The organism is Frigoribacterium sp. PvP032 (genome assembly GCF_017833035.1).
Lineage (GTDB): Bacteria > Actinomycetota > Actinomycetes > Actinomycetales > Microbacteriaceae > Frigoribacterium.
The window spans coordinates 381,485-407,227 of record NZ_JAFIBM010000001.1; the positions used below are offsets into that span (position 1 = coordinate 381,485).

At 71.9% G+C, this 25,743-nt stretch carries 31 protein-coding genes; 15 read left to right on the forward strand and 16 right to left on the reverse strand.

The window, feature by feature from the left end:
* Positions 1 to 275: 275 nt before the first annotated feature.
* The 12 genes from JOE35_RS01810 to JOE35_RS01865 form a co-directional block, all read right to left on the reverse strand.
* Positions 276 to 563 (reverse strand): HU family DNA-binding protein, encoded by a 288-nt coding sequence (locus JOE35_RS01810; protein ID WP_043595940.1) that lies wholly within the window; start codon positions 561 to 563, stop codon positions 276 to 278.
* Positions 564 to 701: 138 nt separating this feature from the next.
* The gene (gene rpsN / locus JOE35_RS01815) at positions 702 to 1,007 is read right to left on the reverse strand and encodes a 30S ribosomal protein S14 (protein WP_056058637.1); all 306 of its coding nucleotides are present in this window, start codon (positions 1,005 to 1,007) and stop codon (positions 702 to 704) included.
* Between the two features lie 2 nt (positions 1,008 to 1,009).
* Positions 1,010 to 1,177, reverse strand: a complete 168-nt coding sequence (gene rpmG / locus JOE35_RS01820) for a 50S ribosomal protein L33 (protein WP_043595944.1) — start codon at positions 1,175 to 1,177, stop codon at positions 1,010 to 1,012.
* On the reverse strand, positions 1,177 to 1,413 hold the full coding sequence (gene rpmB / locus JOE35_RS01825; RefSeq protein WP_123548488.1) for a 50S ribosomal protein L28: 237 nt from the start codon (positions 1,411 to 1,413) through the stop codon (positions 1,177 to 1,179). The genes rpmG and rpmB overlap by 1 nt, the downstream gene beginning before the upstream one ends.
* 206 nt (positions 1,414 to 1,619) lie before the next feature.
* Positions 1,620 to 2,057: a Fur family transcriptional regulator gene (locus tag JOE35_RS01830; RefSeq protein WP_209559555.1), complete on the reverse strand. Its 438-nt coding sequence runs from the start codon at positions 2,055 to 2,057 to the stop codon at positions 1,620 to 1,622.
* A 39-nt stretch (positions 2,058 to 2,096) separates the two neighbouring features.
* Entirely contained in the window at positions 2,097 to 2,996 is a 900-nt protein-coding gene (locus tag JOE35_RS01835; RefSeq protein ID WP_209559556.1) for a metal ABC transporter permease, read from the reverse strand.
* Positions 2,993 to 3,799 carry a metal ABC transporter ATP-binding protein gene (locus JOE35_RS01840; RefSeq protein ID WP_374099718.1) on the reverse strand — a complete coding sequence of 269 codons (807 nt, stop codon included), beginning with the start codon at positions 3,797 to 3,799 and terminating at the stop codon, positions 2,993 to 2,995. Before JOE35_RS01840 ends, JOE35_RS01835 begins: the two co-directional genes overlap by 4 nt.
* A gap of 71 nt (positions 3,800 to 3,870) precedes the next feature.
* Complete coding sequence (locus JOE35_RS01845) at positions 3,871 to 4,878, reverse strand: metal ABC transporter solute-binding protein, Zn/Mn family (protein ID WP_209559557.1); 1,008 nt, start codon at positions 4,876 to 4,878, stop codon at positions 3,871 to 3,873.
* A 75-nt stretch (positions 4,879 to 4,953) separates the two neighbouring features.
* Complete coding sequence (locus JOE35_RS01850) at positions 4,954 to 6,480, reverse strand: dihydrolipoamide acetyltransferase family protein (protein WP_209559558.1); 1,527 nt, start codon at positions 6,478 to 6,480, stop codon at positions 4,954 to 4,956.
* 13 nt (positions 6,481 to 6,493) lie between these two features.
* The gene (locus tag JOE35_RS01855; protein ID WP_228507425.1) at positions 6,494 to 7,459 is read right to left on the reverse strand and encodes an alpha-ketoacid dehydrogenase subunit beta; all 966 of its coding nucleotides are present in this window, start codon (positions 7,457 to 7,459) and stop codon (positions 6,494 to 6,496) included.
* Between the two features lie 95 nt (positions 7,460 to 7,554).
* On the reverse strand, positions 7,555 to 8,712 hold the full coding sequence (locus tag JOE35_RS01860) for a thiamine pyrophosphate-dependent dehydrogenase E1 component subunit alpha (protein ID WP_209559560.1): 1,158 nt from the start codon (positions 8,710 to 8,712) through the stop codon (positions 7,555 to 7,557).
* A gap of 30 nt (positions 8,713 to 8,742) precedes the next feature.
* Positions 8,743 to 9,813 carry a histidinol-phosphate transaminase gene (locus JOE35_RS01865; RefSeq protein ID WP_209559561.1) on the reverse strand — a complete coding sequence of 357 codons (1,071 nt, stop codon included), beginning with the start codon at positions 9,811 to 9,813 and terminating at the stop codon, positions 8,743 to 8,745.
* 30 nt (positions 9,814 to 9,843) lie between these two features.
* Here JOE35_RS01865 and JOE35_RS01870 point away from each other — a divergent pair, with 30 nt between their 5' ends.
* From JOE35_RS01870 to purB, 3 genes are read left to right on the forward strand one after another with little or no spacing between them, the layout of a single operon-like run.
* Complete coding sequence (locus JOE35_RS01870; RefSeq protein ID WP_209559562.1) at positions 9,844 to 10,248, forward strand: phage holin family protein; 405 nt, start codon at positions 9,844 to 9,846, stop codon at positions 10,246 to 10,248.
* Positions 10,249 to 10,298: 50 nt separating this feature from the next.
* Positions 10,299 to 10,748: a low molecular weight protein-tyrosine-phosphatase gene (locus JOE35_RS01875; protein WP_209561813.1), complete on the forward strand. Its 450-nt coding sequence runs from the start codon at positions 10,299 to 10,301 to the stop codon at positions 10,746 to 10,748.
* A complete protein-coding gene (purB, locus tag JOE35_RS01880; RefSeq protein WP_209559563.1) occupies positions 10,745 to 12,127 on the forward strand; it encodes an adenylosuccinate lyase in 1,383 nt (460 codons plus the stop codon). The genes JOE35_RS01875 and purB overlap by 4 nt, the downstream gene beginning before the upstream one ends.
* 325 nt (positions 12,128 to 12,452) lie before the next feature.
* Here the strand turns inward: purB and JOE35_RS01885 are convergent, their stop codons facing one another.
* Both JOE35_RS01885 and JOE35_RS01890 read right to left on the reverse strand, forming a co-directional pair.
* On the reverse strand, positions 12,453 to 12,704 hold the full coding sequence (locus JOE35_RS01885; RefSeq protein WP_209559564.1) for a hypothetical protein: 252 nt from the start codon (positions 12,702 to 12,704) through the stop codon (positions 12,453 to 12,455).
* Entirely contained in the window at positions 12,701 to 13,471 is a 771-nt protein-coding gene (locus JOE35_RS01890) for a DUF308 domain-containing protein (protein WP_209559565.1), read from the reverse strand. The genes JOE35_RS01885 and JOE35_RS01890 overlap by 4 nt, the downstream gene beginning before the upstream one ends.
* A 271-nt stretch (positions 13,472 to 13,742) precedes the next feature.
* On the opposite strand from JOE35_RS01890, the gene JOE35_RS01895 reads away from it, so the two are divergent.
* Complete coding sequence (locus tag JOE35_RS01895; RefSeq protein ID WP_209559566.1) at positions 13,743 to 14,858, forward strand: acyl-CoA desaturase; 1,116 nt, start codon at positions 13,743 to 13,745, stop codon at positions 14,856 to 14,858.
* Positions 14,859 to 14,932: 74 nt separating this feature from the next.
* On the opposite strand, the gene idi is transcribed toward JOE35_RS01895, so the two are convergent.
* Complete coding sequence (gene idi, locus JOE35_RS01900; protein WP_209559567.1) at positions 14,933 to 15,511, reverse strand: isopentenyl-diphosphate Delta-isomerase; 579 nt, start codon at positions 15,509 to 15,511, stop codon at positions 14,933 to 14,935.
* An 18-nt stretch (positions 15,512 to 15,529) separates the two neighbouring features.
* On the opposite strand from idi, the gene JOE35_RS01905 reads away from it, so the two are divergent.
* The 6 genes from JOE35_RS01905 to JOE35_RS01930 are packed head-to-tail and all read left to right on the forward strand — an operon-like array spanning position 15,530 to position 21,008.
* Complete coding sequence (locus JOE35_RS01905) at positions 15,530 to 16,645, forward strand: polyprenyl synthetase family protein (RefSeq protein ID WP_209559568.1); 1,116 nt, start codon at positions 15,530 to 15,532, stop codon at positions 16,643 to 16,645.
* Positions 16,642 to 17,544 (forward strand): phytoene/squalene synthase family protein, encoded by a 903-nt coding sequence (locus JOE35_RS01910; RefSeq protein ID WP_209559569.1) that lies wholly within the window; start codon positions 16,642 to 16,644, stop codon positions 17,542 to 17,544. The genes JOE35_RS01905 and JOE35_RS01910 overlap by 4 nt, the downstream gene beginning before the upstream one ends.
* Positions 17,541 to 19,229, forward strand: a complete 1,689-nt coding sequence (gene crtI, locus JOE35_RS01915; RefSeq protein WP_307802897.1) for a phytoene desaturase family protein — start codon at positions 17,541 to 17,543, stop codon at positions 19,227 to 19,229. Before JOE35_RS01910 ends, crtI begins: the two co-directional genes overlap by 4 nt.
* The gene (locus tag JOE35_RS01920) at positions 19,229 to 19,594 is read left to right on the forward strand and encodes a lycopene cyclase domain-containing protein (protein ID WP_209559570.1); all 366 of its coding nucleotides are present in this window, start codon (positions 19,229 to 19,231) and stop codon (positions 19,592 to 19,594) included. Before crtI ends, JOE35_RS01920 begins: the two co-directional genes overlap by 1 nt.
* Positions 19,591 to 20,019, forward strand: coding sequence for a lycopene cyclase domain-containing protein (locus tag JOE35_RS01925; protein ID WP_209559571.1), 429 nt, complete (start codon positions 19,591 to 19,593; stop codon positions 20,017 to 20,019). Before JOE35_RS01920 ends, JOE35_RS01925 begins: the two co-directional genes overlap by 4 nt.
* On the forward strand, positions 20,016 to 21,008 hold the full coding sequence (locus tag JOE35_RS01930; RefSeq protein WP_307802898.1) for a prenyltransferase: 993 nt from the start codon (positions 20,016 to 20,018) through the stop codon (positions 21,006 to 21,008). Before JOE35_RS01925 ends, JOE35_RS01930 begins: the two co-directional genes overlap by 4 nt.
* Before the next feature lie 27 nt (positions 21,009 to 21,035).
* Here JOE35_RS01930 and JOE35_RS01935 read toward each other — a convergent pair whose 3' ends face one another.
* Positions 21,036 to 21,551 carry a MarR family winged helix-turn-helix transcriptional regulator gene (locus JOE35_RS01935; protein WP_209559572.1) on the reverse strand — a complete coding sequence of 172 codons (516 nt, stop codon included), beginning with the start codon at positions 21,549 to 21,551 and terminating at the stop codon, positions 21,036 to 21,038.
* 61 nt (positions 21,552 to 21,612) lie between these two features.
* Here JOE35_RS01935 and JOE35_RS01940 point away from each other — a divergent pair, with 61 nt between their 5' ends.
* The 5 genes from JOE35_RS01940 (at position 21,613) to JOE35_RS01960 (ending at position 25,722) form a co-directional block, all read left to right on the forward strand.
* The gene (locus JOE35_RS01940) at positions 21,613 to 23,115 is read left to right on the forward strand and encodes a glycosyltransferase 87 family protein (protein ID WP_209559573.1); all 1,503 of its coding nucleotides are present in this window, start codon (positions 21,613 to 21,615) and stop codon (positions 23,113 to 23,115) included.
* 126 nt (positions 23,116 to 23,241) lie between these two features.
* Positions 23,242 to 23,598, forward strand: a complete 357-nt coding sequence (locus tag JOE35_RS01945; RefSeq protein ID WP_209559574.1) for a YtxH domain-containing protein — start codon at positions 23,242 to 23,244, stop codon at positions 23,596 to 23,598.
* Positions 23,591 to 24,031 (forward strand): phage holin family protein, encoded by a 441-nt coding sequence (locus JOE35_RS01950; RefSeq protein WP_209559575.1) that lies wholly within the window; start codon positions 23,591 to 23,593, stop codon positions 24,029 to 24,031. Before JOE35_RS01945 ends, JOE35_RS01950 begins: the two co-directional genes overlap by 8 nt.
* On the forward strand, positions 24,031 to 24,306 hold the full coding sequence (locus JOE35_RS01955; RefSeq protein ID WP_209559576.1) for a DUF3618 domain-containing protein: 276 nt from the start codon (positions 24,031 to 24,033) through the stop codon (positions 24,304 to 24,306). The genes JOE35_RS01950 and JOE35_RS01955 overlap by 1 nt, the downstream gene beginning before the upstream one ends.
* Positions 24,307 to 24,477: 171 nt before the next feature.
* A complete protein-coding gene (locus JOE35_RS01960) occupies positions 24,478 to 25,722 on the forward strand; it encodes a YihY/virulence factor BrkB family protein (RefSeq protein WP_209559577.1) in 1,245 nt (414 codons plus the stop codon).
* Positions 25,723 to 25,743 lie beyond the last annotated feature (21 nt).

Here is a 25,743-nt window from a genome sequence, read left to right on the forward strand (position 1 = left end):
TAGGTCGCCCCGACTGGGAGCGGGAGCGGTCCGCTCGCCCCCGAGCGACCTCCTCCTCATTCAGGAAGATCGCTCCTGATCCTCGCGACGGGGGAGGCGGAGTCCTGATCCGTGCACGGATCAGGAACCAGGTGTGGCGAGTTCCTGCGTTCGGCGGCGGCCCCGGCAGCAGCGAACGGGAGGCGGCCCCGGCAGCGGAAGGACCCCGGGCGCACGAAAGAGGGCGGCGACCGGAGTCGCCGCCCTCTCCCGGGTGCTTCGTGAGAAGCGGAGGACTACTTGACCGCAGCCTTGAGCTTGCTGCCGGCGCTGACCTTGACCGAGTCGCTCGCGGCGATCTCGAGGGCCTCGCCCGTCTGCGGGTTGCGACCCGTGCGGGCGGCGCGGTGCGTCTTCTCGAAGGCGATCCACCCGGGGATGGTGACCTTCGTGCCGTCGGCGACGGACTTCGACACGACGGAGAAGAAAGCGTCGACGACGCCGCTGACGGCGGCCTGGCTCTGGCCGGACTCGGAAGCGACAGCTGCGACGAGCTCGGTGCGGTTCAGTGACTTGTCAGCCATGTGGTGTCCTCCTCGGACTTCGTTCGGTGAGACATGACACGGCGTTCACCGTGCCTGTTCGGATCAGGCGGCAGGGCCGAGGGCCCTTCGCCCGTGTAGCTCAACCCCGGGGCCGAGGCCCCGGGAAACGGCTCGAACCTACCAGGAAGACTTCGTGATGCCCGGAAGCTCACCACGGTGAGCCATGTCGCGGAAGCGCACACGGCTGATGCCGTACTCCTTGAGGTGGCCGCGGGGACGACCGTCGATCGCGTCGCGGTTGCGGAGGCGGACCGGCGACGCGTCGCGCGGCAGCTTCTGCAGGCCGAGGCGAGCGGCCTCACGGCTCTCGTCGGTGCCGGCCGGGTCGACCAGGGCCTTCTTCAGCTCGAGGCGCTTCTCGGCGTAGCGAGCGACGATGACGGCGCGCTGGTCGTTCTTGGCGATCTTGCTCTTCTTGGCCATGCTTAGCGCTCCTCGCGGAATTCGACGTGCTTACGAATCACCGGGTCGTACTTCTTGAGCACGAGGCGGTCGGGGTTGTTGCGACGGTTCTTCTTGGTCACGTACGTGAAACCGGTGCCCGCCGTCGAGCGGAGCTTGATGATGGGACGGACGTCCTGCTGACGAGCCATTAGATCTTCTCCCCACGAGCGAGCAGGTCCTTGACGACCGACTCGATGCCACGAGCGTCGATGACCTTGATGCCCTTGGCGCTGAGCTGGAGGGTCACCTTCCGGCGCAGCGACGGCACGTAGTACGTCTTCTTCTGGATGTTCGGGTCGAAACGACGCTTGGTGCGTCGGTGCGAGTGCGAGATGTTGTGGCCGAAACCAGGAATGGCTCCGGTCACCTGGCAGGTTGCTGCCATGATTTCCTCCGTAGGTACCGTAGGAGCTCGCCGTCCGTGGACGACCGACTCCTACCCAAGGTCACTTGTCGGCGCGCGTCACCCCGCTCGGTCCGCATGGCGGGCCGTGGTGCTCAGGGATCGGTGCACATGGGCGCAGAGAGCGCCCAACCAAAGAGCGAGCTTACGCGACGCGCTCGGCCCCGGTCAACCGCAGGAGGCGCGGCTCAGCCGCCGGCCCCGCCGCGGGTCACGGCAGGGTCGCGTCCCGCGGCCTTCTCTGCCGTGCACGCCGCGCAGGTGCCGAACACGTCGACGATGTGCTGCGCCTCGGTGAAGCCGTGCTGGGCGGCGACCTGGCGGGCCCAGGTCTCGACGGCGTCGGCCTCGATCTCGACGGTGGTGCCGCAGGTGCGGCAGATCAGGTGGTGGTGGTGCGTGCCCGGCGTGCAGGCGCGATAGAGGCTCTCGCCCTCCTGCTGCAGCGAGTCGGCGGCGCCGTCGGTGGCGAGGTCGGACAGGGCGCGGTAGACGGTCGCGAGCCCGATCGGCGACCCGGTGTCGCGGAGCTTGCCGTGCAGCGACTGGGCGCTGACGAAGCCCTCCGACCGGCCCAGAGCCTCGCGCACGGCCTCGCGCTGCCAGGTGTTCCGCTTCGCTACCACTTCGCTCCTCCGTGCATCGCTCGTGCAGGTCCGGCCACGTCAGGCCTCCTTCGTCGTCGCCGAGGGTACCGGGGCGGCCTGGGGTCGCCCGGCGGCGCCTCCTCGGCGGTCGCGTCGCCCGCCGACGATGCGGCAGACGAGCCAGATCAGGAACGAGATGGTGGTGACGTACGGGCTGATCGGCAGGCCGCCGCCCAGTGCCAGCAGGATGCCGCCCACCACCGACACGACGGCGAAGACGACGCTGAGCACGGGCACGAGACGCGGGTCCACGGTGAGCCGCAGGGCGGCCGCCGCCGGCGTCACGAGCAGCGCGAGCACGAGCAGCGCCCCCACGATCTGCACCGAGACGGCCACGGCGAGCCCGAGCACGAGCATGAAGACGAGCCCGAGCGCCCGCACCGGGATGCCCGCGGCCGCTGCGACGTCGGGGTCGACGCTGGCGAACGTCAGCGGCCGCCAGATCACGAGCAGCACCACGATCACGACGGCGGAGATGGCGATGAGCCAGCCCAGCTGCGGGTTGTCGACCGAGACGATCTGGCCGGTGAGCAAGCCGAACTTGTTCGCCGAGCGCCCGCGGTACAGCGCGAGGAAGAGGATGCCGAGGCCGAGCCCCGCGGGCATCAGCACCGCGATGATCGAGTTGCGCTCGCGTGCCCGTGAGCCGAGCAAGCCGATCAGCAGGGCTGCGACGACGCTGCCGACGACCGAGCCGCCGACGACGTTCGCGCCGATCAGCAGTGCCGCAGAGGCCCCGGCGAACGAGAGCTCGCTGATGCCGTGCACGGCGAAGGGCAGGTTGCGCGTGATGACGAACGGCCCGATCAGGCCGCCGACGAGGCCGAGCACGGCGCCCGCGATGATCGAGTTGCGCACCAGGACGACGAGCTCGCCGAAGTCCTGGAACGAGAACAGCTGGGTCCAGAGATCGGTCACCGTACGAGTCCCCCGTCGTCGTCGTGCCCGTCGGCGTGGTGGTCGTCGTGCCCCTGGCCGCCGACGATCACGATGCGCCCCATGGTGCGCACCACGTCGACGGGCGTGCCGTACAGCTCGCTGAGCACGGGCGCCTGCAGCACCTCGTCGGGCGTGCCGACGCGGAACCTGCCGCCGGCGAGGTAGAGCACCCGGTCGACGACGTCGAGGATCGGGTTCACGTCGTGGGTCACGAACACGACTGCGGCCCCGCGTGCGCGTCGCTGTCGGTCGATCAGCTCGGTGACGCCGCGCTGGTGCCGCAGGTCGAGCGAGATCAGGGGCTCGTCGCAGAGCAGCAGCGCCGGCTCGGCCGCGAGGGCCTGGCCGACACGGGCGCGCTGCTGCTCGCCGCCCGAGAGGCTGGCGACGGGGGCCGAGGCGAACGAGGAGGCGCCCACCTCGTCCACGAGGGCGTCGATCGTCGCGCGCTCGGCGGCCGACTCGCGGCGAAGGCCCCAGCGGTGCCCGGTGACGCCGAGGGCGATCATGTCGCGGGTGCGGAGCGGGGTGCCGGCCTCCATCAGCCGCTGCTGCGGCACGTACCCGATGCGGCGGTGACCGCGGCCGACGGACCGTCCGAGGAACTCGAGGGTGCCCTCCGTGAGCTGCTGCTGGCCGAGGATCGCCCGCAGCAGCGTGGTCTTGCCTGCGCCGTTCGGTCCGAGCACGGCGAGGAACTCGCCCGGGGCCACGTCGAGGTCGAGCCCCGACCAGAGCGTGCGGTCGCCGAACGAGACGCCCGCGCCGCGCAGGCGCAGCACGGCGTCGCCGCCGCCCCCGGCCGAGGAGGCGCGGTGGGCGGCGGCGACGGAGGCGTCGGTCGTGCCGGGGGTCACTTCTCGAGCGCCGCCGTGATCGCGTCGATGTTGCTCTGCTGCCACGAGACGTAATCATCCCCTGTCGGGAGCAGCTCCGTCACCGGGACGATCGCGACGCCGGCGTCGGTGGCGGCCTCCTCGACCTGCTCGGTCTCGGGGCTGGAGGTCTGCTCGTTGTAGGCGAGCAGGTCGACGGACCCGTCCGAGAACAGCTGCAGGGTCTCGTTCAGGGCGGCGGGCGACACGTCGTCGCCCTGCTCGATGGCCTCGGTGAAGTCGGCGGGGGTCACGTTCACGAGGCCCATGGCGTCGAAGAGGTAGCCGGGCACGGGCTCGGTGTAGGCGACCGACTCGCCGTCGTGGGCGGTCTTCACGTCCGCGGCCTGCGCCTCCAGGTCGGCGATCTGCTCGCCGAACGAGGCCGCGTTCACAGTGAACGTGTCGGCCTGGGCAGGGTCGACCGAGCCCAGCTCGTCGGCGATCGCGGTGGCGAGGGCGGCCATCGAGGGGAGGCTGTAGAAGACGTGCTCGTTGAACTCGCCGTGGTCGTCGCCCTCGTCGGCCCCGGCCGTCTCGTCGGAGTGCTCGTCGGCGCCGTGCTCGTCGGCGCCGTGCTCGTCCCCGTCCAGCCCGCTCACCTCGACGGCGTCGATCACTGCCGCGTCCGACCCGCTGGCGTCGAGCAGCGTGTGCATGAACTCGTCGTAGCCGCCGCCGTTCTGGATCACGACGTCGGCGCGCGAGACGGCGAGCTGCGTGCGGGCGTCGGCCTCGTACGAGTGCGGGTCCTGTGAGGGGTCGCTGATGACGCTGGTGACGTCGACCGCGTCGCCGCCGACCGTCTTCGCGATGTCGCCGAAGACGTTCGTCGACGCGACGACGGCGATCGCGCCGCCGTCGTCCGACGACGAGCCGGCGGCACCGGCGCCGGCGCCCCCGCCGTCGCCCGAGGCGCAGCCGCTCAGCACGAGTACGGCGGCGGCGGGCAGGGCGAGCAGCGACAGGGCGCGCGGTGTCTTCATGCCGCCACGCTATTGCTACTGATAATGATTGTCAAAACAGGCTGCCGCGACGGGCGGAGCCGAGGAGGCGCCCGCTCAGTCGAGCAGCAGCGCCGGCTCCTCGAGCACGCTCGCCACGTCGGCCACGAACCGGCTCGCCACGTCGCCGTCGACGACGCGGTGGTCGAAGCTCGCGCCGATCGTCGTCACCATGCGCGAGCGCACCTCGCCGTCGACGACCCACGGCTTCGGCTTGATCGTGCCGAGGGCGACGATCGCGACCTCGCCGGGGTTGAGGATCGGCGTGCCGGTGTCCATGCCGAAGACGCCGATGTTCGTGATCGTGATGGTGCCGTCGCGCATGTCGGCCGGGCTGGTCTTGCCGTCGCGGGCCGTCAGCGTCAGCTGCTCGAGCGCCTGGGCGAGCTCGAGCAGGCTCATCGACTGCGCCTCCTTGACGTTCGGCACGATCAGGCCGCGGGGCGTCGCCGCGGCGATGCCGAGGTTGACGAAGTGGTGCACGAGGATCTCGCGGTCGGTCCAGGCCGAGTTCACCATCGGGTTGCGGCGCACCGCCCAGATGATCGCCTTCGCCATGATCAGCAGCGGCGAGACCTTGACGCCGGCGAACTGCGGGGACGCCTTGAGGCGCTTCACGAACTCCATGGTGCGGGTCGCGTCGACGTCGACGAAGAGGCTGACGTGCGGGGCGGTGAACGCGGACGAGGTCATCGCGGCGGCGATGGCCTTGCGGACGCCCTTGACCGGGATGCGCTCGACCCGCTCCTCGCTCCACTCGGGCGTCTCGATGTTGCGGAAGACGCTGGCCTGCTGCGCGTGGCGGATGACGTCGTCGCGCGTGACCTCGCCGGCGAGGCCGGTGGGCTGCACGGTCGTGAGGTCGACCTCGAGGTCTTTCGCGAGCTTGCGGATCGGCGGCTTCGCGATGATCGGCAGCGCGAGCGCGGCAGGAACCGAGGTGGTCGGCCGGCGTCGGGCCTGCTCGGCCACGCGCAGCTGGCGTGCGTCGACCTCGCCCTGCGACGGCTTGCGGCGGCGGGTCTGGCCGCTGCCGCCCGCGGCGCCGTAGCCCACGAGCACGGCTCCCGAGCCGGAGTCGGCGTCGGCCGACCCGGCAGACGCAGGCGACGCAGACGCGGGCGACGCGGCGGACGGCACGGAGCCCGTGCTGCCCGACGCGGCCACCTCGTCGGCCGAGGGCGCAGGAGGCGCGGGCGGGGCAGCAGGAGCGGGCGCCGACTGGCGGGCGCGCTGCTCGGACAGGGCCGCCTCCTCCTGCGCGATGATCTGGGCGGTGCGGGCCAGGGCGCCGGACTCGCCCGACGCGGCCTCGGCGGCCCGGTCGGACGGCGTGGCCGGCCCGGTCCCGTCGGCGATGGTGATGATGGGGGTGCCGACGTCGACGGTCTCGCCGCTGGCGACGAGCACGCTCTCGACGACGCCCGCGTAGGGCGAGGGCAGCTCGACGAGCGACTTGGCCGTCTCGATCTCGACCAGCACCTGGTTGATCTGGACGGTGTCGCCCGGGGCGACCTTCCACTCGACGATCTCGGCCTCTGTCAGGCCCTCGCCGACGTCGGGAAGGGAGAACTCACTGGTCACGGAGGTGTTCCTCTCAGTACGCGAGAGCGCGGTCGACGGCCTCGAGCACGCGGTCCGCGTCGGGCAGGTAGAGGGTCTCGAGCTTGGCGGGCGGGAAGGGCGTGTCGAACCCGCTCACTCGCAGCACCGGCGCCTCGAGCGAGTAGAACGCCTTCTCGGCGACGGTCGCGGCGATCTCGGAGCCGACGCTGACGAAGCCGGGCGCCTCCTGTGCGACGACGAGGCGGCCGGTCTTGCGGACCGACTCGAGGATCGGCGCGTAGTCGATCGGCGAGAGCGACCGCAGGTCGACGACCTCGGCCGAGATGCCCTCGGCGGCGGCGATCTCGGCGGCCTGCAGCAGCACGCTGACCATGGCGCCGTGGCCGAGCAGGGTGACCTCGGTGCCGGTGCGGACGACGCGGCTGGCGTGCAGCGGCGCGTGCGGCTCGGCGAGGTCGACCTCGCCCTTCGGCCAGTAGCGGCTCTTGGGCTCGAAGAACATGACCGGGTCGTTCGACGCGATCGCCTCCTGGATCATCCAGTAGGCGTCGTGCGGCGTGCTCGGGCTGACGACCCGCAGGCCGGCCGTGTGCGCGAAGTAGGCCTCGGGGCTCTCCTGGTGGTGCTCGACGGCGCCGATGTGCCCGCCGTAGGGCACCCGGATGACGACGGGCATCGTGACCGAGCCCTCGTGGCGGTTGGTCATCTTGGCGAGCTGCGACACGATCTGGTCGAAGCCGGGGTAGATGAAGCCGTCGAACTGGATCTCGACGACGGGGCGGAAGCCGGCCATCGCGAGGCCGATGGCGCTGCCGATGATGCCCGACTCGGCGAGGGGCGTGTCGATCACCCTGTTCTCGCCGAACTCGGCCTGCAGCCCCTCGGTCACGCGGAAGACGCCGCCGAGCGTGCCGATGTCCTCGCCCATCAGCAGCACGCGCGGGTCGTCGGCCATCGCGCGGCGGAGGCCGGCGTTGATCGCCTTGCCGAGCGGCATGGTCTCGAGGGAGGCGCGGGTCGGCTCGACGACGTCGGAGCCGCCCTGCGGACCGGCGGCCGGCGCGGCGGCAGCGGGGGTGGTCGTCACGTCGCTCATGCGCGTCCTCCTGCGGGCTCGGAGCCGGCGTCGCCGCCGAGGCCCTGTTCGTAGTGGGTGAGCCACTCGTGCTGCTCGCGCATCACCGGGTGCGGCTCGCTGTAGACGTGCTCGAACATCAGCGACGGGTCGGGGGAGGGCAGGGACGTCGTGCGGGTGCGGACGTCGTGGCCGAGGTCGTCGCCCTCGGCCTCGAGCTGCGCGAAGAACGCGTCGCCCTCGCCGCGCGAGCGGAGGAACGCCTCGAAGCGGTCGATCGGGTCGCGGGCGATCCAGCCCTGCAGCTCGTCGTCGGTGCGGTACTTCGTCGGGTCGTCGGACGAGGTGTGCGCACCGATCCGGTACGTCATCGCCTCGATGAACCGCGGGCCGGAGCCCGAGCGGGCGGCCTCGAGGTCGCGGCGGCTGACGGCGTAGCTCGCGAGCACGTCGTTGCCGTCGATCTGGGTGGCAGGCAGGCCGAAGCCCGCGGCGCGGTCGACGAGCGGCGTGCGCGACTGGCGCGACACCGGCACGCTGATCGCCCACTGGTTGTTCTGCAGGAAGAACAGCTCGGGCGTCTGGAAGCTCGTCGCGAAGATCATCGCCTCGTTGACGTCGCCCTGGCTGGTCGCGCCGTCGCCGAAGAAGGTGACGACGGCCTCGTCGACCTCGGGGTCGCCCGTGCCGCTCTTGCCGTCGAGGCCGAGGCCCATCGCGTAGCCCGTGGCGTGCAGCGTCTGCGACCCGATCACGAGCGTGTACACGTGGAAGTTCTGGTGCTCGGCGGGCACCCAGCCGCCGTGCGTGTGGCCGCGCAGCAGGCGGAGGATGTCGACCGGGTCGACGCCGCGGGCGAGGGCGACCGCGTGCTCGCGGTACGAGGGGAACAGGTGGTCCTGCGGGCGGGTGGCGTGCGCCAGGCCGACCTGGGCGCCCTCCTGGCCGTGGCTCGGCACCCACAGGGCGAGCTGGCCCTGGCGGGCGAGGGCGGCGGCTTCGCGGTCGAAGCAACGCGTCAGCACCATGTCGCGGTGCATCGCGCGCAGCTGGTCGTCGCTCAGCGCGTCGACCCAGGGCAGGAACTCGGCCGTGTCGTCGGTGCGGACCAGCTCGCCGGCGGGCGTCAGCAGCTGGACCGTGCCGGGGCGCCGGCTCGTTTCGCTCGGGGACATGCGCACCAACCTACTAGGGCACGCATGCCCTCACACGGATGTGTTGCCCAGCACTTCCTGCGCCGCCCGCAGCACCCGCTCGGCCGACTCGGGCTCGCCGATCGTGATGCGGAGTCCCTCGGGCGCGAAGGCACGCACCACCAGGCCGTGGGCCTCGAACACCTCGACCGCGTGGGCCGTGTGCTCGCCGGTCGGCAGCCAGACGAAGTTGCCCTGGGCGAGCGGCGGCTCCCAGCCCTGGTCGACCAGGGCGCGCCAGACCTGGTCGCGCTGGACCGCGATCCTGTCCACCCGCGCGAGCAGCTCCTCCTCGTGTGCCAGCGACGCCAGGGCGGCGGCCTGGCCCTGCGCGGTGACGGCCAGGGGGATCGCCGTCGAGCGCGCGGCGTCGAGCACCGAGGAGGCGCCGATCGCGTACCCGACGCGGAGCGCCGCCAGGCCGTGCGCCTTCGAGAACGTCCGCAGCACGACCAGGTTCGGGTGACGCTCGGTGAGCGACGGGCCGTCGACGGCGTGCTCGTCGGTGACGAACTCGGCGTAGGCCTCGTCGAGCACGACCAGCAGGTCGTCGGGGACGGCCGACATGAACTGCTCGAACTCGGTCGTCGTGACGACCGTGCCGGTGGGGTTGTTGGGCGAGCAGACGATCACCATGCGGGTGCGCTCGCCGATGGCCGCGGCCATCGCGACGAGGTCGTGGCTGCCGTCCTCGCGGAGGGGCACCTGCACGCTGGTCGCGCCGCTGACGGTGACCAGCCCGGGGTAGGCCTCGAACGACCGCCACGCGTAGACGACCTCGTCGCCGGGGGCCGCGGCGGCGAGCACGAGCTGCTGCAGCAGCGAGACGCTGCCGGCGCCCACGTGTACCTCGTCGGTGGTGACGCCGAACTTGTCGGCGAGGGCGGCGCGCAGGCCGGCGGCCGTCGCGTCGGGGTAGCGGTTGACCGCGACGGCGTCGCGGAGCGCGTCGATCACGGCGGGCAGCGGCTCGAACGGGTTCTCGTTCGACGAGAGCTTGAACGCGTCGGGCGCGGCCTGCTTCCCCTGGCGGTAGGCGGGCAGGGCGGCGATCTCGGGACGGAGCCTGACGGGAGCGTTCACCCGGCCACCTTAGGACGGCATGATGGACCCATGCGATTCCTCGTGCGGCTGCTGATCAACGCCCTCGCCCTCTGGGCGACCACGTTCGTCGTCGGGGGAGTGCGCGTGGACGCGTACGGCGACGGCGGCACCACCGAGACGGTGCTCACCTACCTGCTCGTCGCGCTGATCTTCGGCATCGTGAACGGGATCGTCGGCACGGTCATCCGCGTCGTCGCTTTCCCCCTCTACGTGCTGACCCTCGGTCTGCTCTCGCTGATCGTCAACGGCCTGCTGCTCGGCATCGTGGCCTGGATCTCGGGGCAGATCGGCTTCGGCCTCGTCGTCGACGGCTTCTGGTGGGGCGTGCTCGGCGCGCTCGTCCTCGCGGTCGTCGCCTGGCTGATCGGGATCGTGATCCGCCCGATCGTCGAGCCGAGCGACCGCCGGCGGTGAGCCGCCTCAGCGTCGTCTTCGTCTGCACCGGCAACATCTGCCGGTCGCCGATGGCCGAGGTGGTCCTCCGCGAGGTCGCCCGCAGGGCCGGCCACGCCGACTCCCTCGACGTCTCGTCGTCGGGCACGGGCGACTGGCACGTCGGCGAGGGGGCCGACCCGCGCACCGTCGAGGCCCTCCGGGCCCGTGGCTACGATGGCTCCCGGCACCGGGCGCAGCAGTTCTCGACCGCCGACTTCGCGCGTCACGACCTCGTGGTCGCGCTCGACCGGGGGCACGAGCGCGTGCTGCGGTCGTGGGCCGAGAACGAGTCTGACCGCTCGAAGGTGCAGCTGCTCATGTCGTTCGACCCGCAGGGCGCGGCGCAGGGCGGCTCGGACGTGCCAGACCCCTACTACTCGGACCCGGCCATGTTCGACACCGTGCTCGCCATGGTCGAGCGAGCCTGCACCGCCCTCTTCCGCCAGATCGAACCCGCACTCCGCAAGGGACCCTCATGACGTTGCCCCCTCAGCCCCTCAGCCCGCTCGACGGCCGCTACCGCGCCTCCGTGGGGCAGCTCGGCGACCACCTCAGCGAGGCGGGGCTCAACCGGGCCCGCGTGCACGTCGAGGTCGAGTGGCTGATAGCGCAGACCGACCGCGGCGCGTTCGGCGCCCAGGCGCTCGCCGCCGACCAGAAGGAGGCGCTGCGAGCGATCGTCACCGACTTCGGGCAGCCCGCGATCGACGAGCTCGCCGGGCTCGAGGCCACGACCCGTCACGACGTCAAGGCGGTCGAGTACTACGTCCGCGCCCGCCTCTCCGAGCTGGGCCTCGACCCGATCGCCGAGCTCACGCACTTCGCCTGCACCAGCGAGGACATCAACAACCTCTCGTACGCGGTGACCGTCAAGGCCGCAGTGGCCGAGGTCTGGCTCCCGGCCCTCGACGCCGTGGTCGACGCCCTGACGACCTGGGCCACGGATGCCCGCGACGTGCCGATGCTCGCCCACACCCACGGCCAGCCCGCGACCCCGACGACCGTCGGCAAGGAGTTCGCGGTCTTCGTGCACCGCCTCCAGCGCCTCCGTGCCCAGGTGGCCGGCACCGAGTACCTCGGCAAGTTCAGCGGCGCCACCGGCACCTTCTCGGCACACGTCGTCGCCGACCCGGACGCCGACTGGCCCGAGATCTCGCGTGCCTTCGTCGAGGACGCCCTGGGCCTCAGCTGGAACCCCCTCACGACCCAGATCGAGTCGCACGACTGGCAGGCCGAGCTCTACTCGCGCGTCGCCCACGTCAACCGCGTGCTGCACAACCTCGCGACCGACGTCTGGTCGTACATCTCGATGGGCTACTTCACGCAGATCCCGCAGGCGGGCGCCACCGGGTCGTCGACCATGCCGCACAAGATCAACCCGATCAAGTTCGAGAACGCCGAGGCCAACCTCGAGCTGTCGTGCGCCCTGCTCGACTCGCTCGCGGCGACCCTGGTCACGTCGCGCCAGCAGCGCGACCTCACCGACTCGTCGGCGCAGCGCAACATCGGCGTCGCCCTCGGCCACTCGGTGCTCGCGCTCGACAACCTCCGTCGCGGGCTGGGCGAGATCGCCGTCGGCACCGCGGCCCTCGAGGCCGACCTCGACGGCAACTGGGAGGTGCTCGGCGAGGCGATCCAGACGGTGATCCGTGCCGAGGTCGTGGCCGGCCGTTCGTCGATCGCCGACCCCTACGCGATGCTCAAGGAGCTGACCCGCGGCAAGCGCGTCTCGCAGGCCGACCTCGTCGCGTTCGTCGAGGGGCTCGACATCGGTGCCGACGCGAAGGCCCGCCTCGTGGCGCTCACCCCCGCGACCTACACGGGCCTCGCCTCGGACCTCGTCACCCGCCTCCGCTAGCCGCCCCGCGCGCGGGCTGCCCGTCCGCGCCCACCCACCCACCCGCGCACGGCTCGGTCCCGGCCCGCAAATGCCGACCGCGGTTCCTCCGACAACGGCATTTCGCTGCTCCCGAGCGTGCTCGGCGACCTATCCGTCGGCATTTGCGGTGCGGACGTCCGCACGAGCAGCCCGCACGTGGTCAGTGGCCGCAAATGCCGACAGTAGAGCACGCAATAGCTGCTTTTCCCGGTACACGGAGTGGCCCCTTCACCATCGGTCGGCATTTGCGACAGAAGGCCGGGCGCAAGCACGCGGGGTTACCCGGCGGGGCAGCGGGCGCGGGTCAGTGGCCCTTGGGGCGGTCCCGGTCAGACTCGTCGATCTCGTGGCGCTCGTCCTCGTTGGGCTTGGCGGCGAGGGCGAGCATCGCGATGACGACGAGCGCGACGATGAACGCGATGCAGAGGAAGATCAGCGCGAGCTCGAGCTCGCGGGTGGTCATCAGGACGACGAGTCCGACGAACACGGCGAACACGCCGCTGAGGCCCAGGAACTCGGCGGGACGGACGCGCTCGCGCCAGCTGGGTGTGGTCATGCGTGCTGTCCCTCGTCGGAAGTCGGTTCGGTGCTGCTGGTGCTGCTGGTGCTGCTGGTGCTGCTGGTGCCGCTGGTCATGCTGGTGCCGCTCGTGTCGCCGGTCCTGCCGACGCTGCCTGCGTCCGTCTGCCACCGGAGCGACAGCCCGGCGATCACCAGGAACACCCCGACGACCGCGGCCCAAGCCCCGAGCACCCCGACGAGCACGGTGGACGAGGTGAGCTCGCCCTCGATCTGCTCGACCCCGCCGAGCGGCTGCGCGTAGTCGAGCGGCACGACCAGGAACACCACGGCCAGCGCGAGCGTGAGCACCGCCACGCTGATCCAGTCGCGGGCCAGCGGCGAGCGGCCGCGGCGGCGCAGGCCGGCGACGAGCTCGAGGGCCCCGGCGACGAGCGCCCAGCCCGACACGAGGGCGACGAAGAACGCGAGCCCGGCCGACGAGGCGGCGAGGGCGACCACTCCGGCGACGACGGTCGTCACGCCCTGCACGACCTGCAGCGTGCGGCTGCTGCGGTCGTCGAGGCGCAGCAGCACGCCGACGGTGAGCAGCAGGCCGCCCACGACGGCGGCGACGCCGAACGAGACGAGGCCGACGAACGGCGAGTGGTCACGCGAGAAGGTCACGACGGCGGCCGTCACGAGGAGGGGCACGGCGCGCACCAGGGGCACCGGCCAGTAAGACGAAGAGGCACCCGAGGAGGCGCGGCCCCGGTCGGCCGTGTCGGCGCCGGACGGCACAGGAGGCACGGAGGCAGACGGCACGGTACTTCTTCCTTGGCGGGGCGGACCCGAGGAGTTTACCGCCCCCTCCTGGCAGGACCCGTTCCGCACGGCGGCGGTCGCTCGCCGTCGAGCGAGGGCACCTCGCCGGCCCGGTGCGCGACCGTCCGTTCCACCTGTGCATCCGCCCGGCATCGCTGTGCATCGCCGCCTGCGGTGGCGCTGCCCCCGCCCGTGCCCCTAGCGTCGGAGGCATCCGGGCACATCGCTCACGTCACGCGGCTGGGAAGTCGACCATCCCCGCGGGAGCTCCATGTCCGTCATCGCACCCCCCACCGGCGCCTCCGGCCCGGTCTCGTCCGGCTTCCGCCCGACCGTCGCCGGTCGTGCCAGCAAGCCGACCAGCACCTACTCGGCCCTGCTCGCCAGCGTGCGCGAGGCGGGCCTGCTGCGCCGCCGCACCGGCTTCTACGTCACGGTCTTCGCGATCCTCGTGGCCTGCCTCGGCGGCGCCGCGACCGGTTTCGTCCTGCTCGGCTCGAGCTGGTTCCAGCTGCTCATCGCCGCGGCCCTCGGCATCATCCTCACGCAGTTCGCGTTCCTCACCCACGAGGCCGCGCACCGCCAGGTCTTCGACTCCGGCACGCGCAACGACAAGGTCGGCCGCGTGCTCGCCGCCGGCGTCGTCGGCATGAGCTACGCCTGGTGGATGTCGAAGCACACCCGGCACCACGCCAACCCGAACACCAAGGGCAAAGACCCCGACATCGCGTTCGACACGGTCTCGTTCCTCGAAGAAGACGCGGCGAAGCAGACCGGCCTGATGAAGCACCTGACCCGTCGACAGGGATACTTCTTCTTCCCGCTGCTGCTCGGCGAGGGCGTCAACCTGCACGTGCACTCGTTCAAGGTGCTGCTGACCAAGGAGAAGATCGAGGGCCGTGCGCTTGAGATCTCGCTGATCGCGACGCGCATGGTGCTCTACTTCGGCGCCGTCTTCTTCTTCCTTCCCGTCGGGATGGCCTTCGCCTTCATCGGCGTGCAGATGGCCGTCTTCGGCCTCTACATGGGCTCGTCGTTCGCGCCGAACCACAAGGGCATGCCGATCATCCCCGAGGGCGCCAAGGTCGACTTCCTCAGCAAGCAGGTGCTCACCTCGCGCAACATCACGGGTCGCTTCTCGACCGCGTTCATGGGCGGCCTGAACTACCAGATCGAGCACCACCTCTTCCCGAGCATGGCGAGGCCGCACCTGCGTGCCGCGTCGAAGCTGGTCAAGGCGCACTGCGCCGCGCACGAGATCCCCTACCAGGAGACGACGGCCGTCAAGTCGTACGGCATCGTCATCCGCTACCTGAACCGCGTCGGCCTCGCCGCGGGCGGCGACCCCTTCGACTGCCCGGCCGCGGCCCAGCTCCGCCCCCGCTGAGCGACGCACGGTCCTGAGTGCGACGGCGCCTTTCCCCCAGGGGGCAGGCGCCGTCGTGCTGTCCGGCTCGGCGGCTAGCCCTGCGGCGTCGGCCAGGCCTCGAGCTGCCAGCCGAGCCACGGGCTGAACGCGAACGGCGTCGCGGCGACCGCGTCGCGCAGCGCCGCCGGGTCGGTCCAGGCCCACTCGGCCACCTCGTCGGGCGACGGGTCGGGCACGCCGACCGCGCGTGCGGTGAACACGGGGCAGATCTCGTTCTCCACCACGCCGGAGGCGTCGGTCGCGAGGTACCGGAACTCCGGCAGCACGCTGGTCACGTCCGTGACCTCGATGCCGAGCTCCTGCGAGGCGCGCCGGGCCACCGCCTCCTCGGGGGTCTCGCCCGGTGCGGGGTGTCCGCAGAACGAGTTCGTCCAGACGCCGGGCCAGGTCTTCTTCGACAGGGCGCGACGGGTCACGAGCACGCGGCCGCGGTCGTCGAGCACGTGGCAGCTGAAGGCGAGGTGCAGCGGCGTCGTCGCCGTGTGCACAGTCGCCTTGAGGTGCGTGCCGCAGGGCTCGCCGGCCTCGTCGAGCAGTACCACGAGCTCGTCGCCGCCGCTCGCGACGGGGCTGCGGAGCGCCTGGGGATGCACGGAGGTCTCGGGTGTCATGAGAGGTAGTCTGCCCTGGTGAGCGGTGAACACCAGCGTGCGGCGGCGCACGACCGGCAGGGCCGCGTCGACGGCGACCTCGTCGAGCGTGAGGCGCGAGACCAGTCCCGTGTCGACGCCGTGCTCGACGACTTCTTCCGGCTGGCCAAGCGCCGGGCCGAGTCGGTCGGCTACCGGTACGTCGACCTCTGGAAGGTCCTCGAGCGCAACACCAGCGGCGGCAAGCGGTTCCGCCCCCGCATGGTCTTCACGACCTACACGGCCCTCGGCGGCCGCGACGACGAGGCCGCGGCCCGCGTCGGCGCCGCCTTCGAGCTGCTGCACACCGCGCTGATCGTCCACGACGACGTCATCGACCGCGACTTCTCCCGCCGCGGCATCCCCAACGTCTCGGGCAGCTACCGCGACGAGGCGACCACGGCGGGCATCCCCACGCCGACCGCCGAGCACCGCGGCATGTCGGCCGCCGTGATCGCGGGCGACCTGGCGCTGACGGGTGCGAGCCGCCTCCTCTTGCAGGTGCCCTGCGACGGCCCGGTCCAGGCGCGTCTCCTCGACCTGCTCGACGAGGCCGTCTTCGTCAGCGCCGGCGGCGAGATGATCGACGTCGAGCTCTCGCTCTCGGACGACCTGCCGACCGTCGACGAGATCCTCGACATGGAGCGCGCGAAGACCGCCGTCTACTCGTTCGAGGCGCCGCTGCAGGCCGGCGCCGTGCTGGCCCAGGCTCCGGAGGCGGTCGTCAGGGCCCTGGGCGAGTTCGGCCGCGAGGTCGGCGTCGCGTACCAGGTCGTCGACGACCTGCTCGGCGTCTTCGGCACGCAGTCCGACACCGGCAAGACCACGCTGGGCGACCTCCGCGAGGGCAAGCGCACGGTGCTCGTCGCGCACGCGGCCACGACGGACGACTGGTTCGGCATCCAGCCCTTCATCGGCAAGGCCGACCTGTCCGAGGCCGAGGCCGAGGTGGTGCGCGGCCGGCTCGAGGCCTGCGGCGCGCGGCGCTTCGCCGAGCAGCTCGTCGAGGAACATGCGCGACGCGCCCTCGACGTGCTCGACGGGCCCGACGTCGGCGGGGCCCTGCGCGACGCGCTCGCTCCTCTCGTCCAGGTCGTGCTGGAGCGCGTGCGATGACCGGTCTCTCGCTCTACGACGCGACCGCCGACGGCACCGCGTCCGGCGTCATCCGCCGCTACTCCACGTCGTTCGGGCTCGCCTCGAGGCTGCTCGGCCCGGCCGTGCGCCAGCACGTCGAGAACGTCTACGCGCTCGTGCGGGTCGCCGACGAGGTCGTCGACGGGCCGGCGACGGAGGCGGGCCTGACGGCAGACGAGTCACGTCGCTGCCTCGACGAGCTCGAGGCCGAGACCGAGCGCGCGATGGCGCAGGGCTTCAGCGCCAACCTCGTCGTGCACGCCTTCGCGCGCACCGCGCGGGCGACCGGCTTCGGCGCCGAGCTGACCCGCCCGTTCTTCGAGTCGATGCGCGCCGACCTGAGCGCGAGCGAGCACGACCAGGAGTCGTTCGACCGCTACGTGCACGGCTCGGCCGAGGTCGTCGGGCTGATGTGCCTGCGCGCTTTCCTCGTCGGCCACAGCTACCCGGACTCGACGAGGGCCCTGCTCGACGAGGGCGCCACGCGGCTCGGGGCGGCGTTCCAGAAGGTGAACTTCCTCCGCGACCTCGCGGCCGACTTCGAGCACCTGGGACGCAGCTACTTCCCCGGTGTCGACGTGACGACCTTCGACGAGGCCACGAAGCTGCGGCTCGTCGCCGACATCGACGACGACCTCCGCGTCTCGGGCGAGGTGATCCCCGTGCTGCCTGCCTCGTCGCGCCGCGCGGTGGCGCTCGCCCACGGCCTGTTCGCCGAGCTGAACCGGCGTCTCGAGGCGACCCCCGCCTCCTCGCTCATCAGGGCGCGCGTCCGCGTGCCCGATCCCGTCAAGGTGCGGATCGCGCTGCAGGCCACGGCCGGCCGCGTCGCCTCCGTCCCCGACCACCGAACCCCACCTCCTGGAGCATCCCTGTGACGACCCCCTGGCTGAAGCGTGCCGTCGGCGACACGAGCGTCGAGCGGCACGGCCGCCGGGTGGTCGTGATCGGCGGCGGCATCTCCGGGCTCGCGAGCGCCGCGCTGCTCGCCCGCGAGGGGCACGACGTCACCGTGCTCGAGAAGAACGACCAGGTCGGCGGTCGCGCGGGCAGCTGGGAGCAGGACGGCTTCCGCTTCGACCTCGGCCCGAGCTGGTACCTGATGCCCGAGGTGTTCGACCACTTCTTCAGGCTCATGGGCACGTCGGCCGACGAGCAGCTCGACCTCGTGCCGCTCGACCCCGGGTACCGCGTGCTGTTCGAGCCCGGAGCGGACGGCACCCGAGAGGAGCCGATCGTCGTGCCGCGCGGCCTCGAGGAGAACATCGCGCTCTTCGACGGGATCGAGCCGGGCAGCGGCGACCGCATGCGCGGCTACCTGCGGTCGGCGCGCGACACCTACGAGCTCGCCAAGCAGCGGTTCCTCTACACGAGCTTCGAGACCGTCGGCCCGCTGCTGCGCGGCGACGTCGTCGTGCGGCTGCCGAAGCTCGGCCGGCTGCTGCTGCAGGATCTGGACGCGTTCGCGTCGCGCGCCGTGAAGGAGCCGCGCCTGCGGCAGATCCTCGGCTACCCGGCCGTGTTCCTCGGGTCGTCGCCCTTCGCGACCCCGAGCATGTACCACCTGATGAGCACGCTCGACCTCGACGACGGCGTGCTCTACCCGCAGGGCGGCCTGACGACGGTGATCCAGCGCATCGCGGCGGTCGCCGAGGAGGCGGGAGTCCGCATCGTCACCGAGGCTCCCGTCACCCGTGTCCTCACGTCGCCGGGGCCAGGGCGCTCCGCCGTCGTGCGCGGCGTCGAGCACGGCGACGCCGACGGCGGGCAGCACGTGCTCGAGGCCGACGTGGTCGTGGGCGCTGCCGACCTCGAGCACCTCGAGACGCAGCTGCTGCCCGAGGGGCTGCGCACCTACGACTCCGACTACTGGGCCACCCGCGACCCCGGGCCGAGCGCCCTGCTGCTGTACCTGGGCGTCGAGGGCGAGGTGCCGGAGCTCGAGCACCACACGCTGTTCTTCGCCCGCGACTGGCACGAGAACTTCGACCGCATCTTCGGCGACGACAAGCGCATCCCCGACCCGCCCTCGCTCTACGTCTGCAAGCCGAGCACGGTCGACCCGTCGACGGCGCCCGCCGGGCACACGAACCTGTTCGTGCTCGTGCCGCTGCCCGCCGACCCGGCCCTCGGCCGCGGCGACGTCGGCGGCGACGGGGACCCGCTGATCGAGCGGCTCGCCGACCAGGTGATCGAGCAGATCGCCGACTGGGCCGGGATCCCCGACCTCGCGTCGCGCGTCGTCCTTCGCCGCACGCGAGGGCCGCGCGACTTCGTCGACGACGTCAACGCGTGGAGCGGCAGCATGCTCGGCCCGGCGCACACGCTCTCGCAGAGCGCGATGTTCCGCGCCGGCAACACCTCCGAGCACGTGCAGGGCCTGTTCTACGCGGGCGGGTCGGTGCGACCGGGCATCGGCCTGCCGATGTGCCTGATCAGCGCCGAGATCCTGCTCAAGAACATGCGCGGCGACACGAGCACGGGGCCGGTGGCCGAGCCGGTCGTGGGCGCGCGCGCGGGCGCGGGATCCGGGGTCACGCCCGGCGCGAGCGGCGACGCCTGATGGGCTTCGCGTACCTGATCGCCCTGCTGATCTCGATCTTCGGCATGGCGATGCTCGACCGGCGCTTCGGCCTGTTCTTCTGGCGGGACGGCTGGCGTGCGTTCGTCACGCTGCTCGTCGGTGTCGTGTTCTTCCTCATCTGGGACATCGTCGGCATCGACGCGGGCGTCTTCTTCCGCGGCGAGACGTCGTTCATGACGGGCGTGCAGCTGGCGCCCGAGCTGCCCGTCGAAGAGGTCTTCTTCCTCGTGCTGCTCTGCTGGCTCACGATGAACCTGCTCGCCGGCTCGCGCCTCGTGCTCGACGCGCTCGAGCGACGCCGGGCCGCGTCGGCCGCCATCTCGACGGGTGGTGACCGCTCGTGACCTACTGGGCGATCAACGCGGTGTTCCTCGGGCTCGTGGCCGTGACGGCGGGGGCCGCGCTGCTGCTGAGCTGGGCGCGCACCCGGTCGACCCGCGCCTCCTCAGCCCGTGGCTCGCTCGCGCCCGTGGTGCGCGCCGCCGGTCTCTCGACGGCGGTGCTGCTCGTGATGACGGCCGTCTTCGACAACGTCATGATCGGCGTCGGGCTCGTCGGCTACGACGAGTCGCGGATCAGCGGCGCCTTCGTCGGCATCGCTCCGCTCGAGGACTTCGCCTACGCGGTCGCGGCGCTCGTGCTGCTGCCGAGCGTCTGGACGCTGCTCGGGTCGCGCCGCGAGACGGAGGCCGCGAAGGCCGCGAGGGCGTCCCGTCGCGCCGGCAGCGGCGCCGGCACCAGCACGGCAGACGCCGAGGAGGCGCGGTGACCGCGACCCTGAGGGCCCTGTTCTGGTCGTCCCGGCCCCTCAGCTGGATCAACACGGCGTTCCCGTTCGCGGCGGCGTACATACTGACCGCGGCCAGTGCGCCGCAGGTCGTGGCCGACGGCGCGTACGTGCCGCTCTCGCAGGTGCAGCAGGCGACGGCTGAGGGCACCTCGGCCACCATCGTCTTCAGCGGGCCGAGCCCCGCCTTCGACTTCGCGCAGGTTGACTGGCTCGTCGCGGTCGTCGGGATCCTGTTCTTCCTGGTGCCGTACAACCTCGCGATGTACGGCATCAACGACGTCTTCGACTACGAGAGCGACCTGCGGAACCCGCGCAAGGGCGGGGTCGAGGGCGCCCTGCTCGACCGGAGCATGCACCGCACGACCCTCTGGGCGGCCGTGCTCACGTGCCTGCCGTTCGTGCTGTTCCTCGTGGCGGTGGGCAGCCCGCTCAGCTGGCTGGTGCTCGCCGTCAGCCTGTTCGCGGTCGTGGCCTACTCGGCGAAGGGCCTGCGCTTCAAGGAGCGACCGTTCGTCGACTCAGTCACGTCGAGCACGCACTTCGTCAGCCCGGCCGTCTACGGCCTCGTGCTCGCCGGGGCCACCTTCACCCCGCAGCTCTGGGCGCTGCTCGGGGCGTTCTTCCTCTGGGGCGCGGCCAGCCACGCCTTCGGCGCCGTGCAGGACGTCATCGCCGACCGCGAGGGCGGCATCGCGTCGATCGCGACCGTGATCGGCGCCCGCACCACGGTCCGGCTCGCGGTGGTCGCCTACCTGCTCGCGGGCATCCTGCTCACCTTCACCGACGCTCCCGGCCCGTTCGCAGCGATCATCCCCGTGGCGTACGCCCTCAACTGCGCCCCCTGGTGGAACATCACCGACGCCGAGGCCGAGGGCGCGAACAAGGGCTGGAAGCGGTTCCTCTGGCTCAACTTCGTGTCGGGCTTCGTCACGACGATGCTGCTGATCGGGTGGGTGGCCCTGCGCTAGCTGCAGCCGCCTCCCTCGCCAGCCTCCTCATCCGCCGAGGTTGGCGGCGGCCCTCCGCAGCACGCGCAGCGCCGTCTCGCGGTCGTCGGCAGTGACGCCGGCGAAGGCGTCCGCGCCGATGCCGAGCACCACGTCGCGCAGCTTCGCGTGCGCCGCCGTGCCCCGCTCGGTGAGCGAGTGGCGGCTGGCGCCGAGGCCGTCGGTCTCGACCGCGACCCAGCCGCTCTCGACGAGCTCGCCGAGGTCGTCGACCAGCGACTGGTCGTCGTCGGCCGGTCCGTCCGCCGACGCGGTCGAGCCGCTCGCAGCCGCGAGGGACTCGTCGGCGCCGGGCTGGACGCCGCGCTCGAGGGCCTCGAGCACCTGCCACTGACGGCGCGTCACGCCGTGTTCGTCGAGCGCCTCGGCGAACCGCTGGTCGAGCAGCCTCTCTACCCGGGTCAGCCACCAGCCGACCGGCCGGTCGTCGTCGCGCGTCGGCTGGTCGTCCTCTGGCCCTGGCGCAGCCGTGCGCGGGTCGTCGTCGGAGCTCCGTCGGTCCATGCGCGGCATCGTACGCCCGACGTTCACCTCGTCGAAAGGTGCGCGCCCTAGCGTCCGCAGGGTGAGCTCGCGAGCGCCCTGGACCACCGCCTCCTCGTCCCGTCGCGCCCGCGAGGGCCTGGGCCACCTGGGCCGGGTCTGGGAGCTGTTCCGCCAGCAGCCCCGCGCGATCTGGTGGACCTTCGCGGCCCTGCACGCCGCCGTCTTCGTCGCCCTGACCCCGCTGATGCTGCGAGGAGGCGCGGAGGGCGACCTGCCCCTGTACCGCACCTGGGCCACCGGAGCCCTCAGCGAAGGGCGCTGGCCCGTCATGGACTTCGCCTGGGTCTACCCGGCCGGCGCGCTGCTGCCCGTCGTGCTGCCGAACGTGCTGGGCGAGTCGCTCTACCAGCTCGTCTGGCTCGTGCTGGTGACCGCGGCGAACGCCGCCTCCCTCTGGCTGCTCACCGACCGCGGACGCCGCACGGTCGACGCCCCGGCGGCGTGGTGGTGGCTGCTCGTGCTGTTCCTGCTGAGCCCGGTCGCGTTCCTCAGGCTCGAGGCGTTCAGCGCCCCCGCCGTGGTCGCGGCCCTGCTGCTGCTCGCCACCCGGCCCCGCGTCGCCGGCGCCCTGCTCGCCGCGGCGACCTGGGTGAAGGTCTGGCCGGCGGCCGTCATCGCGGCGGTCGTGGTCGCGAGCCGAGGCCGTGCGGCCGTCGTGCGGGCCTGCCTCTGGGTGACGCTCGTCGTCGTCGCGGTCGTCGCCGTCGGGGGCGGCCTCTCGTCGGTCGACAGCTTCGTCACGATGCAGTCCGACCGGGCGCTGCAGCTCGAGGCGCCGCTCGCGACCCCGTGGCTGTGGATGGCGATGCTGGGGTTGCCGGGCGCCTCCGTGTACGAGAACGTCGGCCTCGCGACCCGAGAGGTGATGGGGCCGGGCGACACCTGGGCGGTGCACGGCAGCACACAGGCCATGGGCGTCGTGATGATCGCGCTCGTCGGGCTGCTGGCGGTCGCGGCGGCCGGGCGGGCACGGGCCGGTCGTTCCCAGGCGGGTCGTGCCGGGCGCAGCTCCCCTGACGACAGCGGCAGCGGCACAAGCACCGGAACCGGCACCGGGCACGAGTCGCGCCTCGTCCTGCTGGGCGCGCTGACGCTCACGATCACGCTGATCGTCTTCAACAAGGTGGGCTCGCCCCAGTACGTCCTGTGGATCGCGCCGGTCGTCGCGGCGGGCCTGTGGGCGGATGCCGCCGCGTTCCGCACCCCGGCGCGGATCGTCGCGTGGGCGGCCGGGCTGACGACGCTGGTGTTCCCCGTGCTGTACCTGCCGTTGATCGACCTGAACCCCGTGGCCGTGGCGGTGCTCGGTGCGCGCAACGTGCTGCTGGTCGCGCTCTTCGGCTGGTGCGTGCTGCGCCTGGTCGAGGAGGCGATGGCCGCGTGGGGCCGTGAGCTCCCGCCCCGCTGGTGGTCGCGACGGGTGCGGTCGGTCCCCGTCGCCGTCCTGGCGGACGCGACCGCCGCCTCCTCGGCCCCTTCGCTGCCCGTCGTCCACAGCCGGGGTCGTCGTCCCTCCTCCTGAGAGCCCGTCGTTGTACCCCTGGCCGCGTCGCCGCACTGGGAATCTGGTCTCTGTCCGGGGGTCTGTGCCAGCGTTGGTGTCCTGGGCCGCTGGGGCCCGGTCGACCTCGAACTGAATGGAGCACTCATGAAGGGCAAGATCCTCTTCGTCGCCGGAGCAGCTGTGGGCTACGTGCTGGGAGCACGTGCCGGACGCGGGGCCTACGTCAAGATCAAGTCGCAGGCCGAGAGCCTGTGGGAGAACCCCTCCGTGCAGAAGACGGTCCACCAGGCCGAGGGCTTCGTCAAGGAGAACGCCCCGGTCGTGGGCAAGAAGCTGCAGGACGCCGCCGGCGACGCCGCCTCGAGGGCCAAGTCCGTCGCCTCGAAGGCGTCCGACAAGGCCGACGACGTGAAGGACAACGCCAAGAGCGCCGCGTCCGACGCTGCCCGCTCCGACAGCGAGGGCGCCGCGAAGCTGCCCGGGGTGAACGTCGGTGAGTGACCTCAAGGCACCGGAACAGAGCACCAAGAAGTCGCTCGGCTCGCTGCTCGGCAGCCTGCCCGAGCTCATCTCTCGTCTCGTCAGGGGCGAGATCCAGCTCGCCAAGACCGAGCTCGTCACCAAGCTGAAGGAGGCGGGGGTCGGCGCAGGGCTGCTGGTCGGCGCCGCGCTCTTCGGCTTCTTCCTGCTCGCCGTGCTGATCACCGCCGGCGTGCTGGGGCTCGCCACCGTGGTGGCGCCGTGGCTGGCCGCGCTGATCGTGGCGGCCGTGCTGTTGGTGATCACCGGCGTGCTCGCGCTGCTGGGCGTGAAGGCGCTCAAGAAGGGCGTCCCGCCCGTGCCACAGCAGGCCGTCGACAGCGTCAAGGCCGACGTGGCCGCGCTGAAGGGGACCAGCACCAAGGGCACGAGCACCAAGGGGGCGAGCGACTGATGAGCGACGACAAGAGCGAGCAGAAGCCCGGTCCTCGCGAGGGCGCGAGCATCCCCGAGATCGAGCTGGACATCGCTCGCACCCGCGAGCAGTTCAAGGAGACCCTCGACGCCATCGAGGACAAGCTGAGCGTGCCGGCTCACGCCCGGCGGCTCAAGGCGAGCGTGAAGCGTCGTCTCGACGACGACCCGGCGCCCGTGATCGCCACGGCGGCCGCGGGGGTGGCCGGCGTCGCCGCGATCGTCGCCGGCGTCGTCAAGATCGCCCGCCGCTGAGCCGGCACTCGGCGCGACGCTGACGGACGGCAGGGGGCGCGCCTCCTGCCGTCTTCAGCATCACCGGCACCGCATCCGGCCGCCCGGCGACACCAAGCCGGCAAGGCACCCCACCCGGCAACACCCCTCTCCGCATCACCTCTCGTCCACAGGACAGGAACACGAGACCCCATGGCACAGACCAGCACGCGCCGGGACCAGACGGCGCCCGAGCCGAACGACTCGCGCAAGCCCGACAGCCCCGACGACCTGCACGCCCGGTCGTGGGGCTACGTGCTGAAGAAGACCCTGCGCGAGTTCGGCTCCGACCAGTGCACCGACCTGGCGGCGTCCCTGACGTACTACGCCGTGCTGGCGATCTTCCCCGGCCTGCTGGCGATCGTCGCTCTGCTGGGCGTGGTCGGCCAGGCCGGGCCGACGACCGACGCCGTCCTCGAGCTCCTGACGCAGCTCGGCGGCGCCTCCGTGGCCGCCACCCTGCGCGGCCCCATCCAGGAGCTGATCGGCTCGCAGGCGGCGGGCTTCGCCCTCGTCGCCGGTGTGCTCGGCGCGCTCTGGTCGGCCTCGGGCTACGTCGGCGGCTTCGGCCGCGCGATGAACCGCATCTACAACGTCGACGAGGGGCGCCCGATCTGGAAGCTCCGTCCGACCATGCTCGCCATCACGGCCTTCACCGTGGTGCTGATCGTCGTCGCGGGGCTCATCCTCGTGCTGAGCGGCGACGTCGCGCAGACGGTCGGCGACGTGGTCGGCCTCGGCTCGACGACGGTCTTCGTCTGGGGCATCGTCAAGTGGCCGGTGCTGCTGGTCATCGTCGTGGTGGTCGTCGCGGTGCTCTACTACTTCTCGCCGAACATCCGCCAGCCGAAGTTCCGCTGGATGAGCCTCGGCTCGGTCACGGCGATCGTCATCTGGGGCCTCGCCAGCGCCGGCTTCGGCTTCTACGTGGCGAACTTCTCGAACTACAACAAGACGTACGGCTCGCTCGGTGCCGTCATCGTGTTCCTCCTGTGGCTCTGGATCACCAACCTCGCGCTGCTCTTCGGCGCGGAGTTCGACGCCGAGATCGAGCGAGGCCGCGAGCTGCAGGCCGGCATGAAGGCCGAGAAGGACATCCTGCTGCCGCCCCGCGACACCGCCCAGAGCGAGAAGAAGCAGGCCGTCGCGGCCCAGGACGAGCTCGACGGCCTGCGGCTGCGCCAGGCGGCCGCCGAGTCGATCGAGCGGCAGGAGGCGGAGGAGGAGCGCGCGGGCCACGGTCGTCGTGGCGACGACCACGCCGACGCCGACTCCGACGACCTCGACCGCGCGAAGGCGGAGGACGACGCCGCCGACGACACCGCGAAGGCGAAGGCCAAGGCGAAGCGCAAGGCCGACAAGGCCGAGGCGAAGGCAGCCGCGAAGGACCGCGACTGATCCCGTCGCCCACGCACGCAC

Excerpts from the sequence above, each read along its gene's own strand:
- JOE35_RS01810 (WP_043595940.1), bottom strand. The coding sequence starts at position 563 with ATGGCTGACAAGTCACTGAACCGCACCGAGCTCGTCGCAGCTGTCGCT.
- rpsN (WP_056058637.1), bottom strand. The coding sequence starts at position 1,007 with ATGGCCAAGAAGAGCAAGATCGCCAAGAACGACCAGCGCGCCGTCATC.
- rpmG (WP_043595944.1), bottom strand. The coding sequence starts at position 1,177 with ATGGCTCGTCAGCAGGACGTCCGTCCCATCATCAAGCTCCGCTCGACG.
- rpmB (WP_123548488.1), bottom strand. The coding sequence starts at position 1,413 with ATGGCAGCAACCTGCCAGGTGACCGGAGCCATTCCTGGTTTCGGCCAC.
- JOE35_RS01845 (WP_209559557.1), bottom strand. The coding sequence starts at position 4,878 with ATGAAGACACCGCGCGCCCTGTCGCTGCTCGCCCTGCCCGCCGCCGCC.
- JOE35_RS01855 (WP_228507425.1), bottom strand. The coding sequence starts at position 7,459 with ATGCCGCTCGGCAAGGCGATCAACGCCGGCCTCCGCCGCGCGATGGCC.
- JOE35_RS01860 (WP_209559560.1), bottom strand. The coding sequence starts at position 8,712 with ATGTCCCCGAGCGAAACGAGCCGGCGCCCCGGCACGGTCCAGCTGCTG.
- JOE35_RS01870 (WP_209559562.1), top strand. The coding sequence starts at position 9,844 with ATGCGATTCCTCGTGCGGCTGCTGATCAACGCCCTCGCCCTCTGGGCG.
- JOE35_RS01875 (WP_209561813.1), top strand. The coding sequence starts at position 10,299 with ATGGCCGAGGTGGTCCTCCGCGAGGTCGCCCGCAGGGCCGGCCACGCC.
- purB (WP_209559563.1), top strand. The coding sequence starts at position 10,745 with ATGACGTTGCCCCCTCAGCCCCTCAGCCCGCTCGACGGCCGCTACCGC.
- JOE35_RS01885 (WP_209559564.1), bottom strand. The coding sequence starts at position 12,704 with ATGACCACACCCAGCTGGCGCGAGCGCGTCCGTCCCGCCGAGTTCCTG.
- JOE35_RS01895 (WP_209559566.1), top strand. The coding sequence starts at position 13,743 with ATGTCCGTCATCGCACCCCCCACCGGCGCCTCCGGCCCGGTCTCGTCC.
- idi (WP_209559567.1), bottom strand. The coding sequence starts at position 15,511 with ATGACACCCGAGACCTCCGTGCATCCCCAGGCGCTCCGCAGCCCCGTC.
- JOE35_RS01910 (WP_209559569.1), top strand. The coding sequence starts at position 16,642 with ATGACCGGTCTCTCGCTCTACGACGCGACCGCCGACGGCACCGCGTCC.
- JOE35_RS01920 (WP_209559570.1), top strand. The coding sequence starts at position 19,229 with ATGGGCTTCGCGTACCTGATCGCCCTGCTGATCTCGATCTTCGGCATG.
- JOE35_RS01935 (WP_209559572.1), bottom strand. The coding sequence starts at position 21,551 with ATGGACCGACGGAGCTCCGACGACGACCCGCGCACGGCTGCGCCAGGG.
- JOE35_RS01945 (WP_209559574.1), top strand. The coding sequence starts at position 23,242 with ATGAAGGGCAAGATCCTCTTCGTCGCCGGAGCAGCTGTGGGCTACGTG.
- JOE35_RS01955 (WP_209559576.1), top strand. The coding sequence starts at position 24,031 with ATGAGCGACGACAAGAGCGAGCAGAAGCCCGGTCCTCGCGAGGGCGCG.
- JOE35_RS01960 (WP_209559577.1), top strand. The coding sequence starts at position 24,478 with ATGGCACAGACCAGCACGCGCCGGGACCAGACGGCGCCCGAGCCGAAC.